Source organism: Campylobacter sp. RM6914, from assembly GCF_004803835.1.
Lineage (GTDB): Bacteria > Campylobacterota > Campylobacteria > Campylobacterales > Campylobacteraceae > Campylobacter_A > Campylobacter_A californiensis.
Map to the genome: position 1 here is coordinate 383,704 of NZ_CP012545.1, position 12,675 is coordinate 396,378.

At 39.3% G+C, this 12,675-nt stretch carries 11 protein-coding genes; all 11 read left to right on the forward strand.

Annotated elements, in window-relative coordinates; translation table 11 throughout:
- Window positions 1-84: 84 nt before the first annotated feature.
- The 11 genes from ileS (at window position 85) to CCAL_RS02070 (ending at window position 12,674) form a co-directional block, all read left to right on the forward strand.
- Window positions 85-2,844: an isoleucine--tRNA ligase gene (ileS, locus tag CCAL_RS02020; RefSeq protein ID WP_170016170.1), complete on the forward strand. Its 2,760-nt coding sequence runs from the start codon at window positions 85-87 to the stop codon at window positions 2,842-2,844.
- A 96-nt stretch (window positions 2,845-2,940) separates the two neighbouring features.
- On the forward strand, window positions 2,941-4,299 hold the full coding sequence (gene gatA / locus CCAL_RS02025; RefSeq protein WP_170016172.1) for an Asp-tRNA(Asn)/Glu-tRNA(Gln) amidotransferase subunit GatA: 1,359 nt from the start codon (window positions 2,941-2,943) through the stop codon (window positions 4,297-4,299).
- Between the two features lie 2 nt (window positions 4,300-4,301).
- Window positions 4,302-5,750 carry an IMP dehydrogenase gene (guaB, locus tag CCAL_RS02030; protein WP_169972107.1) on the forward strand — a complete coding sequence of 483 codons (1,449 nt, stop codon included), beginning with the start codon at window positions 4,302-4,304 and terminating at the stop codon, window positions 5,748-5,750.
- Window positions 5,750-6,856: a homoserine O-acetyltransferase MetX gene (gene metX / locus CCAL_RS02035; RefSeq protein WP_170016174.1), complete on the forward strand. Its 1,107-nt coding sequence runs from the start codon at window positions 5,750-5,752 to the stop codon at window positions 6,854-6,856. The genes guaB and metX overlap by 1 nt, the downstream gene beginning before the upstream one ends.
- A 15-nt stretch (window positions 6,857-6,871) precedes the next feature.
- On the forward strand, window positions 6,872-7,066 hold the full coding sequence (xseB, locus tag CCAL_RS02040) for an exodeoxyribonuclease VII small subunit (RefSeq protein WP_169936070.1): 195 nt from the start codon (window positions 6,872-6,874) through the stop codon (window positions 7,064-7,066).
- Window positions 7,059-7,865: a carbon-nitrogen hydrolase family protein gene (locus tag CCAL_RS02045; protein ID WP_170016176.1), complete on the forward strand. Its 807-nt coding sequence runs from the start codon at window positions 7,059-7,061 to the stop codon at window positions 7,863-7,865. The genes xseB and CCAL_RS02045 overlap by 8 nt, the downstream gene beginning before the upstream one ends.
- A 13-nt stretch (window positions 7,866-7,878) precedes the next feature.
- On the forward strand, window positions 7,879-8,457 hold the full coding sequence (locus CCAL_RS02050) for a DNA-3-methyladenine glycosylase I (RefSeq protein ID WP_194239109.1): 579 nt from the start codon (window positions 7,879-7,881) through the stop codon (window positions 8,455-8,457).
- Window positions 8,458-8,474: 17 nt separating this feature from the next.
- Window positions 8,475-9,782, forward strand: a complete 1,308-nt coding sequence (gene murC, locus CCAL_RS02055) for a UDP-N-acetylmuramate--L-alanine ligase (RefSeq protein ID WP_170016178.1) — start codon at window positions 8,475-8,477, stop codon at window positions 9,780-9,782.
- Window positions 9,782-10,120, forward strand: coding sequence for a hypothetical protein (locus CCAL_RS02060; protein WP_169936076.1), 339 nt, complete (start codon window positions 9,782-9,784; stop codon window positions 10,118-10,120). Before murC ends, CCAL_RS02060 begins: the two co-directional genes overlap by 1 nt.
- A complete protein-coding gene (locus CCAL_RS02065; RefSeq protein ID WP_169972103.1) occupies window positions 10,114-10,464 on the forward strand; it encodes a hypothetical protein in 351 nt (116 codons plus the stop codon). The genes CCAL_RS02060 and CCAL_RS02065 overlap by 7 nt, the downstream gene beginning before the upstream one ends.
- A gap of 32 nt (window positions 10,465-10,496) precedes the next feature.
- On the forward strand, window positions 10,497-12,674 hold the full coding sequence (locus CCAL_RS02070; protein ID WP_194239114.1) for an endonuclease MutS2: 2,178 nt from the start codon (window positions 10,497-10,499) through the stop codon (window positions 12,672-12,674).
- The last annotated feature ends 1 nt before the right edge of the window (window position 12,675 follow it).

The window sequence follows — 12,675 nt, forward strand, 5'->3', positions numbered from 1 at the left end:
CATGTAAAAACTAGCTGTTTTCAGTGCGATTTAACCCATTTTTAGCTAAAATTAGCAAATTTTAATTATCACTAAGGTAAATCAATGGACTACAAAGACACCCTATTACTCCCTTTTACGCAATTTCCTATGCGCGGCAATTTGCCGGAAAACGAGCCAAAAAGATTAGCCTCATGGCATAATGAGCGCAAAATCTACGAAAAAATGAAAAAAAATAGACAAAACGCAACTCAAAGTTTTGCCATACACGATGGACCTCCGTATGCGAACGGACACCTACATATCGGACACGCGTTAAATAAAATTTTAAAAGATATTATTACTAAAACTCATTATTTCTTCGGCGAAGATATACGTTATGTTCCAGGCTGGGACTGCCATGGTCTGCCTATAGAACAACAAGTTGAAGTTAAGCTTGGCGAGAAGAAAAAAAGCATGAGTAAAAGCCAGATAAGAGAGCATTGCCGTGCTCATGCGCGTGAATTTATAGACATTCAGCGCGAAGAATTTAAGTCACTTGGTGTTATCGGTGACTTTGAAAATCCTTACCTAACGATGAAATTTGAATTTGAAGCCGACATATACCGAGCGCTTTGCGATATAGCAAAACGAGGGCTTTTATGTGAAAGAAGCAAGCCTGTTTACTGGAGCTGGGCGGCTAAGTCGGCTCTTGCGGAGGCAGAAGTCGAATATGAGGACAAGGAAGACTACTCGATATATGTGGCATTTGCTCTTGATAAGGACGCATTAGAAAAGCTTGGTGTAAAAGAGGCAAAAGCTGTAATTTGGACGACAACCCCTTGGACGCTTCCTGCAAATCAAGCTATAAGCTTAAAGCCTGATGAAATTTATGTCCTTACAAGTGAAAATTTAATCTTTGCAAAACCTTTGCTTGAGAGCGTAGTAAAACTAGGTATAACAAAAGGTGAAATTCTAAAAGAATTTGTTTCAAATGATATCGAGGGCTTATATGCTATAAACCCTTTAAATGACCGTAAGTCGCAGTTTTTACTTGGAGAGCATGTTTTGATGGACGGCGGAACCGGTCTTGTTCATACGGCTCCAGGACACGGCGAGGATGACTATTACGTAAGTCTTAAAAACGGCATAACAGAGGTTATTATGCCTGTTGATGACGGCGGACTTTATGACGAGACATTGCGTGCTAAAGGGCTTTTTAGAGCTGACGTGGTAGATGAGTTTGTAGGGGTTCATATCTTTAAAGCAAACGAAAAGATCATAACCATCTTAGGAAATAGCTTGCTTCACTGTTCTAAATTTATACACTCTTATCCACATTGCTGGAGGACACACAAGCCGGTTATCTACCGTGCAACAAAGCAGTGGTTTGTAACCATGGATGAGCCTAAGCTTGACGGCAAAACACTTCGTGAAGTGGCACGTGCTCAGCTTGAAAATGTGAAATTTTATCCTGCCGTTGGCGTAAAAAGAATAGGCTCAATGGTGGAAAATCGCCCGGATTGGTGTATCTCTCGTCAGCGCGACTGGGGTGTGCCGATAGCGTTTTTTAGGCATAAAGATACAAAAGAGCCGATATTTGACGCGGATATTTTGGAAAATATAGCAAATATATTTGAGCAAAAGGGAGCTGATGCTTGGTGGGATCTTGAAATTTCAGAACTTTTACCAAAAACAAGCAAATACGAAGCTGATAAATTAGAAAAAGTAATGGACATACTTGATGTTTGGTTTGATAGTGGTTCTACGTGGAGAGCGGTATTAAACAGTCGTCATTACGATGCGGGAGCATATCCTGCAAGTATGTATTTGGAAGGTTCTGACCAACATAGAGGTTGGTTTCAAAGCTCTCTTTTGGTAAGTACTGCGGTAAATTCTCATGCACCTTATAAGAGTGTTTTAACTCACGGCTTTACCGTTGATGAAAACGGTCAAAAGATGAGTAAAAGTAAAGGCAACGTCGTAGCTCCGCAAGATGTAGCCAAAACTTACGGTGTTGAAATTTTACGTCTTTGGGTTGGTTTAAGTGACTACTCAAGCGACCTTAAGATCAGTGATAACATCCTAAAACAAGTAAGCGAACAATACAGAAAGATAAGAAATACTATAAGATTTTTACTTGCAAACGTTAGTGATCTAGATGAGATTAGCACAGAATTTGGACTACTTGATAAATGGATATTAGGACGTGCAAAACGTGCATTTGATGATGCTAGTAGATGTTTTGCGGCGTATGATTTCTCAAAAGGATTTAATATACTTTTAAATTTCTTATCTGCGGATCTAAGCGGAATTTATCTTGATGTTTGCAAAGACCGCCTTTACTGTGACGCTAAAGACGGCGCAAGACGCAAGAGTGCACAAAGTGCGATGGCTCTTATAACTCGCTCTCTTTTGCCACTTATAGCCCCAACACTTACATACACGGTTGATGAGGTTATGGAGTATGCGCCCGATATCGTTAAAAACGGTGCGATCGATGCGTTTGATCTAATATACTCGCCTCTTGAGATAGAATTTAGCTTTGAAGACGAACTTCTTTTTGCAAGTAGAGAGAAATTATTTGAGATGATCGACGTGCTTAAAAAAGATAAAAAGATAAAATCAACACTAGAACTTATCATGCAAACAACTTCAGATAAGATCTTAGGCTATGATGCGAACGAGATAGCTGATATTTACATGGTAAGCGCGGTTGAAAAATTTGATGATGCCGACTCTTTGGGTGAATTTGAAGTTGGCGATGAGAAATTTAAAATAACCCTAAGCAAAGCTCACAAATGTCCAAGATGTTGGAAATTTAGCGCTCAAAAAGATGGTGATACATGCCCAAGATGTGCGGAGGTATTAAACGGTGTTTGCTGAGCCTGTTGCCTTTTCAACCGTTGTGATAACGGTCGCGATCGTTTGTGTTTTTACTGCGGCCGGTATAGTTTTAGTAAATAAATTTAAGGAAAATAGATGATAACTTTAAAAGAAGCTTTAAAGCTTTCAAGCGAGGAGATAAAAAATTTACGTGCCGAGCTTGAGGCTGAAATTTTAGCCAAAAAAGAGCTTGGCGCCTATGTCGAGCAGCTTATAAATTCGCCTATTTCAAAGCTTGGCGAAGGAATTCCGATAGCGATAAAAGATAACATTCAAGTTAATGGCTGGGCAGTAACGAGTGGTTCTAAAATTTTACAAGGTTACGTCGCACCTTATAATGCTACCGTCATAGAAAAGATGTTGGCGGCAAATCTTTCCCCGTTTGGTAGAGCAAATATGGACGAATTTGCTATGGGTAATACGACCGAAAGTAGCTTTTACGGACATACGTTAAACCCGTTAAACCATGCTCACGTTCCTGGCGGAAGTAGCGGTGGTTCGGCAGCTGCGGTTGCAGGCGGTATCGCTATCGCTGCACTTGGAAGTGATACAGGAGGCAGTATACGTCAACCCGCTGCATTTTGTGGATGCGTGGGTTTTAAGCCAACTTACGGAAGAGTTAGCAGATACGGACTTGGCGCTTACTCAAGCTCACTTGATCAGATCGGACCTATAACCCAAAATGTAGAAGATGCGGCTATCTTATACGATATCATAGCCGGTCATGATGAGCGCGATAGCACGAGCGCAAATGTTGAGTTTAAAAGTGTTGCCGATAAGATAAACGGCGATAGAAAGCTTACGATATGTGTTATAGAAAACTATGTAAATAACGCAAGCGAGGAGACCAAAAATGCGCTTTTAAGTGCGGTTGATAAGCTAAAAGCCAATGGGCACAATATCATCTATAGAAATTTAGAAGACTCAAAATATGACGTTGCGACCTACTATATCATCGCAACCGCCGAAGCTAGTGCAAATTTAAGCAGATATGACGGAGTTAGATACGGCAGACGTGCTGAAGCTAAAAATTTAAAAGAGCTATATCTGAACTCAAGAAGCGAAGGTTTTGGCGATGAGGTAAAAAGAAGAATTTTACTAGGAACATTTGTTTTAAGTAGCGGATACTATGACGCTTACTATATTAAAGCACAAAAAGCAAGAGCGCATATCAAAGCACAATACGAGAAAATTTTAAGCGAAGCCGATCTTGTTTTCATGCCGGTTTCTCCAACCACAGCGCCAAAATTTGGTGCTATGAAAGACCCGTTAACGGCGTATCTAAGTGATATTTATACTATAAGTGTAAATTTATCAGGACTTCCTGCGATCTCCGTGCCTGTAGGAAGCGATAAAGACGGTTTAAATATCTCGGCTCAATTAATCGGCAGAGCATGGGATGAGCAAAGTGTGATAGACGGTGCAAAAAGTTTAGAAAATTTAATAAAAGGATAAATATGAAGATAGTTAAGAGAGCTTTGACCTTTGAAGACGTGCTACTTATGCCACAGTATTCTGAAGTTTTACCAAAGCAAGTTGATATAAAGGCTCGTTTTAGTAAAAACGTCTCGCTAAATATCCCTATCGTATCAGCAGCCATGGATACCGTAACAGAGCACCGCGCTGCTATCATGATGGCAAGGCTTGGCGGTATCGGAGTTATTCATAAAAATATGGACATCGAAGCACAAGCAAGAGAGGTAAGACGTGTTAAAAAGAGCGAAAGCGGTGTTATAATCGATCCTATATTTATAAAACCAGACGCAACTGTAGGAGAGGCGCTAAATTTAATGGCGGAACTTCATATTTCAGGTGTTCCAGTGATAGATGACGACCATAAACTTATAGGAATTTTAACCAACCGTGACCTACGCTTTGAGACTGATAAAACAACTCTTGTTAAAGATCGTATGACAAAAGCACCGCTTATCACCGCCCCAAAAGGCTGCACTCTTGATGATGCTGAGAAAATTTTCTCTCAAAATCGTGTGGAAAAACTTCCTATCGTTGATGAAAACGGCAGACTTGACGGACTTATAACCATAAAAGACCTTAAAAAGCGCAAAGAGTATCCAAATGCAAACAAAGACAGTTACGGAAGACTTAGGGTTGCAGCTGCGGTTGGAGTAAACCAACTTGATCGTGTGGAGGCTCTTGTAAACGCTGGTGTTGATGTTATAGTTATGGACTCCGCTCACGGACACTCAAAAGGAATTATCGATACGCTTAAAGAGATAAAAACTAGGTTTGACGTTGATGTTGTGGTTGGAAATATCGCAAATCCGGCAGCCGTTAAAGACCTTGCAGAGGCAGGAGCCGACGGTATAAAAATAGGCATAGGACCAGGCTCTATTTGTACGACTCGTATCGTTGCAGGTGTTGGTGTGCCTCAAATTTCAGCTATCGATGACTGTTCGGCAGAAGCTAAAAAATATGGTATACCAACTATCGCCGACGGTGGTTTAAAATACTCCGGCGACGTAGCAAAAGCACTTGCTGCGGGAGCTAGTTGTGTTATGGCTGGAAGCTTACTTGCTGGATGTGAGGAGAGTCCTGGTGAGGTTATAACCTTCCAAGGTCGTCAGTATAAAGTTTATCGCGGTATGGGAAGTATCGGTGCGATGACAAGAGGAAGCTCTGATAGGTATTTTCAAGAAGGAACAGCGCAAGACAAGCTAGTTCCTGAGGGTATCGAGGGTCGTGTTCCTTTTGTAGGAAGCATGAAAGATGTCATACATCAACTTATCGGCGGTCTTAGAAGCGCTATGGGTTATGTTGGCGCAAAAGACATACAGTCTTTACAAGAAAGAGCTGAATTTGTAGAGATAACAAGTGCAGGCCTTAAAGAGAGCCACGTTCACGATGTTGTCATAACACATGAAGCACCAAACTATAAAGTGAATTAATGCTAAATTTAAAGACTGGTAAATACGAATTTAAAGAGCCGCTATATCTTGAAAGCGGACGGATATTAAGTTCGTATGAGCTGGTCTATGAAACATACGGTGAGTTAAATGAAGACAAAAGCAATGTCATAGTTGTTTGTCATGCGCTCACCGGCTCTCATCACGCTGCCGGTCGTTACGACGGAGATAGTAAAAACGGCTGGTGGGATGGGCTTATCGGTCATGGAAAGGGTGTTGATACTAATAAGTACTTTGTTATTTGCGTTAGCATACTTGGCTCTTGCTATGGCTCTACATCGCCGCTTAGCATGGATGAAAGTATAGGTAAAGAGTATCGTTTAAATTTCCCTGTTCTTACTATAAGTGATGTCGTAAAAGCGCAAATCAACCTTTTTAAAAAGCTAGGCATACAAAAGGCTCATGCTGTTATTGGGGGAAGTTTGGGTGGTATGCAAGCACTTTGCTTTGCTATAGAATTTCCTGAATTTGCAAAAAAGACCATAATTTTAGCAAGCACTTATCAAAGCAAGCCTTGGGCGATAGCTTTTAATAAGATCGCGATTGAAGCCATTAGGCGCGATCCTGAGTTTAAAAACGGTCAATACGATGAAAGTTTTATCAAACAAAATGGCTTAAATGGACTTGCTTACGGTCGTATGGCAGGGCACATAAGCTTTTTAAGTCCAAACTCGATGGATGATAAATTTGGTAGAAATTACGTAGAGACAGATGGACTTTATGAGCTTTTTGGGCGTTTTCAAGTTGATAGATATATGGAGTATAACGGTTTTAACTTTCCAAAAAGATTTGATCCGCTAAGTTATTTATATATAGCCAAGATGATGAATATCTTTGATTGCACCAGGCATTATGACACACTTGAGAGTGCACTCAAACATGTTAAGTCACAAATAACTCTTATCTCATTTAGTGGTGATATGCTCTTTCCTCCTGAGTGCATGAGTGAAATTCACGATGCCTTTTGTAAGATGGGGCGAGGCGCACAAAGCGAATACATCGAGATAAAGAGTGATTACGGGCACGATGCGTTTTTAGTTGAGATAGATAAATTTGATATTTACGTAAAAAGAGCCTTGGAAAGATAAATTTAAAGGAAAGATATGGGCGAGCAAACTGGCGAACAAAATTTTGAAGATAAGATAAAAATGGCGGAAGAAATTTTAGCCAAACTAGACAAAGATGAGCTAAATATCAACGAAAGCTTGAAGCTTCATAAACAAGGCAAAGTTTTGCTTGATGAAGCGCGTAAAATTTTAGAAAACGCAAAACTTAGCATAGAGCAGGTCGATGAGTAAGATAGCGATTTTACAGCTTCCTACACTTCCTTTGAGTGAAGCTAGGTTGGATTATTATCTTAAAATTTGCAAGGACAGAGAAGCACATCTGGTTTTGCTTGGCGAATACGTTTTAAACAGCTTTTTTAAAGAGCTTGAAAGCATGCCAAAGCACATCATAAAACAACAAAGTGAAGAGAAAAAAAGGACACTTTGCGAGCTTAGCAAAAGATATGAGCTAAACATTATCGCACCCATTGTTATGAGCGAAAATGAAGGCTTTGTCAAGGGTGTGGCTAAATTTTCAAACGGACAGTTTAAATTTATAAAACAGCAAATTTTAATGCCATACACTCACTGGAACGAGGCTAAATTTTATGCAAATAAAATAAATGACGAGCTTAGTTTTTTGACGTTTAAATATGAAAATTTAAAGATAGGCGTTGCCTTTGGCTATGAGGCGCATTTTGATGCTGTTTTTACGAATTTGATGCGAAAAAAGATCGACGTGCTATTAATGCCTACGGCAAGCACGTTTGATAGTAATTCGCGTTGGCAAGAGCTTTTAAAGCTTCGTGCTCTTATGAACGGAATTTTTATCATTAGGGCAAATCGTATTGGCTTGTATAAAACTAAAGGTGTAAAAAACGATGAAGCATGGAAATTTTATGGAGATAGCCTTGTGGTTTCTCCTTTTGGCGAGATAGCAGATAGACTTGGTGTGGATGAGGGTGTGTTGATAGCAAATATCGATAAAAAAGAGATCGCAACCGCAAGAAGCACCTGGTGTTTTAACGCTATAGCGAGTAAATTTCTTTGAGGCACGGGACAAATTGAATATCGCAGAAGATAAAAAGCGCTGTGAATGGTGTGAAAAAGACGACCTTTACCGTGCATATCATGATAACGAATGGGGCGAGATAGTGCGCGATGAGAGGCTTTTGTTTGAGCTTATCGTGCTTGAAATGATGCAAGCAGGGCTTAGCTGGCACACGATACTTAAAAAACGAGAGGCGATGAGGGTTGCGTTTGATGATTTTAAACCTGAAATTTTAGCAAAATACGACGAAGGTAAAATTTCAGAGCTTTTGCAAACAGAGGGAATTATAAAAAATCGCCTAAAACTAAATGCTCTAAGTGCAAATGCTAAAGCATTTTTATCTATTCAGAGTGAATTTGGTAGTTTTTTTGATTATATTTGGAGTTTTACAAACGGTGTTGGGATAAAAAATAATCTAAATGAAATTTCGCAAATCCCGGCTAGATCCGAGCTTAGTGATCAAATTTCAAAAGATATGAAAAAGCGCGGTTTTAAATTTTTAGGAAGTGTTACGGTGTATTCGTTTTTGCAGGCCATCGGCGTCATCAACGATCATCTAAGCTATTGCTTTAAGGCAAAAGATAATTTATAAGAAATAAAGGCTAAATTTTGAAAAAAGTTCATTTTATAGGCATAGGCGGTATCGGCATTAGCGCGATCGCTAGATTTTTAAACGAAAAGGGCTACACGATAAGCGGTAGCGATATAAAAGAGAGTTCAACCACTAAACAATTAAGACAAGAGGGCATACAAGTCATTACCCCACACTGCAAAGAGGCGATAAAAGATCAAGACTTTGTGGTGTATTCAGCTGCGATAAAAGATGATAATATAGAACTAAAAGAGGCAAGAGAGCGCGGGATAGAGTGCTTTTCGCGAAAGGAAATTTTACCTTTCGTGCTTGAGGGTAAAAAGGTGTTTTCGGTTGCCGGAGCACACGGTAAAAGCACAACGAGCGCCATGCTTTCAAGCCTTATCGAAGGCTCTGCGATAATCGGAGCCGTTTCAAAACAGTTTGGCTCAAACATGAGATACGAGCCAAGTGTTAATGTTGTATTTGAAGCCGACGAGAGCGACTCTAGCTTCCTAAACTCAAACCCTTATCTTGCCGTAGTTACTAATGCCGAGCCCGAACATATGGAGCATTACGACTACGATATCGAGAAATTTCATGCTGCTTATAGGGGATTTTTAGAGCGTGCTAAGGTTCGCGTGATAAATGCCGAGGATGAGTTTTTAAGCACATTAAAGCTTGATGCGTTGCGACTTTATCCAAGTATTGATATAACGGATATGACGATGGTTGTTAGGGATTTTCAGCCATATACTAGCTTTAACCTCAAAAATTTAGGTAGATTTGAGGCTTACGGCATGGGCAAGCATATAGCCATCGATGCTTCTTTAGCGATTTTAGCGGCACTTGATGAAATTTCACTAAAGCAGATCAAGCAAAATTTTGCAAACTATAAAGGTATAAAAAAGCGCTTTGATATACTTTGTGCAGATAAAAATTTCGTCTTGATAGATGATTATGCACATCATCCAACCGAGATAAAAGCTACCTTAAATTCAGCCTTTGAGTATGCAAAACTACTTGGACTTTCGCGTGTCGTGGCAGTCTTTCAACCACATAGATACACAAGACTAAGTGCAAATTTAGAGGGCTTTAAAGAGTGTTTTAAGGACGTTGACGAGCTTATAATGCTTCCGGTTTATGCTGCAGGAGAAAAGCCTGTTGATATTGATATGAAGGCTGAATTTAAGGACTATAACCCGATATTTACCGACTGCATAACTCGCGTTGATAATGCGATCGAATTTACTGATGAATTTGGTGTTAAAAACCGCTTGGCTGACGGGCTTGTTATAGGATTTGGCGCGGGAGATATCAGTGTGCAGCTTAGAGGCGGGTATTAATGAGTGAAAATTTGTTAAATTTGGCGCAAAATTTTAACCACGAAAACGAAAATAAAATTTTAAACCTCATAGCAAAAGGTGAATTTACAGATGAAGAGATAAAAGCTCTTTTGGATCTAAATAAAAAAGATATAAATATCGCTCTTTCAAAGCACACAAATTTAAAAGATGAATTTATAGAAATTTTAATCGAAAATAGCGTTTACATGGTGGTTTCTAACATAATAAAATTTCAAAATTTAAATGAAAAAAATAGAGAAAAATTAATAGACAAAGTAACGAAAATGCCTGAATTTTACAAGGATGTCATTCGTGATTTAAAGGAGGGCAAATGGTAAGAGAGGTTATATTTTTCTTAGGTATCGCGATATTTCTTGGCGCGATATGGATGATAAAAGACGAAAACATAAGCAAAAAAATCAAAATCATAATTACCGTTGTGATAATTTCTAGTGGAATTTTCGCTTATATTTACGAGACAAAAAAGCTAGATACCGCAGATAAAAACTTACAGCTTTTAGCGGAATTTAGACAAGGCAAGAGCTTGGTTTGCGGCGATATAAATGTTACAAATGAAAAATTTAACTACGAATTTGGCACATCATGTTTCATGCCAAAACGAGAATTTAAAGAGCTTAGCGGACTTGTGATAAAAATTTCAGACTGCGAGAGTGCAAAGTGATAAACGAGAATTTAAAAGCCATCATCTCAAAAATGGACTTAAGTGAGTATATGTCCCGCTTTGAAGAGCTTTTGTCTCGTCCAAAACCGCTTTTTATGCAAGGTGACAGCAAGATACATTTTGAAAATATCAAAGAGCTCTCACGACACGACTATGAGCCTCCCCAAAAAAGCGTTAGTCTTGATGATGCGCTTATGCGTCTTGGTAAGCAGGCTGTTTTACATATCAGTGAGATAAATGAATTTGCTAAAATTTTGAGGTATTTTTTGTATTTAAAGACACTAAATTTCGAGTCAAGACTAGGCGAATGGCTCTTAAAGATCGAGCTTGAACAAAACATGCATGATCTAGCCCAAAGCTTTGACAAAGAGGGTGAGTTTAAAGACAGTGTGGATGTGAGATTTGCCGAATTAAAGCAAGCCTTTGCTATGAAAAAACAGCAAATAGACGCTGAATTAAAACGCATAATATACTCAAAAAGCATAACTCCTTATCTTGTCGATACGCAGGTGCATTATGTAAATTCGCAAGAAGCTTTGCTGGTTAGAGGCGGCTTTAACCATGTGCTAAAAGGCGTTGTGGTATCACGAAGTGCAAGCGGATATTTTTATGTTACACCAACTGCGATAGATAAGCTTAAAAAGGAGCAAAGTGAGCTTATAGATAGGCGTGAAGAGATAGTTTACGAACACTGTAAGCGCTTAAGTGGCGTGATGAGTAAGGTGCTGCCATTTTTGAAATTTATAAACTCTGCTTTTGATCAGTTTGACGCATATCAGGCGCGTGTTGCAATGGCTAAGAGATATGACTTTAATTTTTTGTTAAACGATAATTCACACGATATCATTTTAAAAGAATTCGCTCACCCAGCACTTAAAAACCCAAAACGCGTGAGTATTGATTTTAGTAAAAAAGTCTTGTTGATAACGGGTGTAAATGCCGGCGGAAAATCCATGCTTTTAAAATCCATAATAAGCGCGACATTTCTTTCAAAATACCTTTTGCCTTTTGGGGTTAATCCAAACGGCTCCAAGATCGGCACTTTTAAAGAATTTGACGCTATTATAGAAGATCCGCAAAATGTCAAAAACGACATATCTACATTTGCCGGAAGAATGCTTCAGTTTTCAAAAATTTTTACAAAAAAATCCTTACTAATAGGCGTTGACGAAATAGAGCTTGGAACTGACTTTGAAGAGGCTGCAAGCCTTTATAGCGTGATAATAGAAAAATTAATCGCACAAGACGTGAAGATGATAATAACCACGCACCACAAACGACTGGCTATGCTTTTATCTAAAAACAACGAGGTCGAGCTTGTGGCGGCGCTTTACGACGAGGTTGCACAGCGTCCTAAATTCGAGTTTTTAAAGGGGACTATCGGTAAGTCTTATGCCTTTGAAACAGCTCAAAGATACGGTATACCTATGACTTTAGTCGCTAAGGCAAAAGAGCTTTACGGCGAAGACAAAGAGAATTTAAATGAGATCATCACAAAGACTTTAAATTTAGAGAGCGAGCTTAAAGACAAGCTAGAAAGTGCAAGTAAAAAAGAGCTAAAGCTTGAGAATTTACTAAGTGAGGTAAAAGAACAAAAAGAGCGTGAGCAAAAGCGCATCGAGCAAACGATAAGCAGGCTGGAGCTTGAGTACTTCAAGGCGATAAACGAAGCGAAAAAAGCCGTAAATTTAAAAGATACAAAAGATAAACAGCGTGCCATAAACAAGGCTCACGAGCAAAAAAGTTCTATCAAAAAGCCTCAAAGTGTAAAATTTGAAGAGTTAAAAGTAGGCGATAACGTAAAATACGGCAATGTAAAGGGCATCGTACAGGCTATAGCAAAAGATGAAGCGACTGTTATAAGTGAGGGTATAAAACTTAGACTCCCGCTTTCTGGACTTCGTAAAAACGGCAATCCCGTGCAAGCACCGAAGCCGGCCGTAAAATTAGCCATAGACAGACCAAGGTCGGCTAGCTTAAACCTTGACTTGCACGGTCTTAGGGCTGATGAAGCCATTGATAAGCTTGATAAATTTATAAGTGATAGTTTGGTTATGGGTTTTGATGAGGTGATCGTATATCACGGTATAGGCACAGGTCGACTTGCATGGGCTGTGAAAAATTTCTTAAAAGCTCACCCAAGTGTTAAAGAATTTTTTGACGCACCTCCGAGTCAGGGTGGATTTGGTGCAAAGATCGTTAGATTTTAAG

Excerpts from the sequence above, each read along its gene's own strand:
- CCAL_RS02060 (WP_169936076.1), top strand. The coding sequence starts at position 9,782 with ATGAGTGAAAATTTGTTAAATTTGGCGCAAAATTTTAACCACGAAAAC.
- CCAL_RS02045 (WP_170016176.1), top strand. The coding sequence starts at position 7,059 with ATGAGTAAGATAGCGATTTTACAGCTTCCTACACTTCCTTTGAGTGAA.
- ileS (WP_170016170.1), top strand. The coding sequence starts at position 85 with ATGGACTACAAAGACACCCTATTACTCCCTTTTACGCAATTTCCTATG.
- xseB (WP_169936070.1), top strand. The coding sequence starts at position 6,872 with ATGGGCGAGCAAACTGGCGAACAAAATTTTGAAGATAAGATAAAAATG.
- metX (WP_170016174.1), top strand. The coding sequence starts at position 5,750 with ATGCTAAATTTAAAGACTGGTAAATACGAATTTAAAGAGCCGCTATAT.
- gatA (WP_170016172.1), top strand. The coding sequence starts at position 2,941 with ATGATAACTTTAAAAGAAGCTTTAAAGCTTTCAAGCGAGGAGATAAAA.
- CCAL_RS02065 (WP_169972103.1), top strand. The coding sequence starts at position 10,114 with ATGGTAAGAGAGGTTATATTTTTCTTAGGTATCGCGATATTTCTTGGC.
- guaB (WP_169972107.1), top strand. The coding sequence starts at position 4,302 with ATGAAGATAGTTAAGAGAGCTTTGACCTTTGAAGACGTGCTACTTATG.
- CCAL_RS02070 (WP_194239114.1), top strand. The coding sequence starts at position 10,497 with ATGGACTTAAGTGAGTATATGTCCCGCTTTGAAGAGCTTTTGTCTCGT.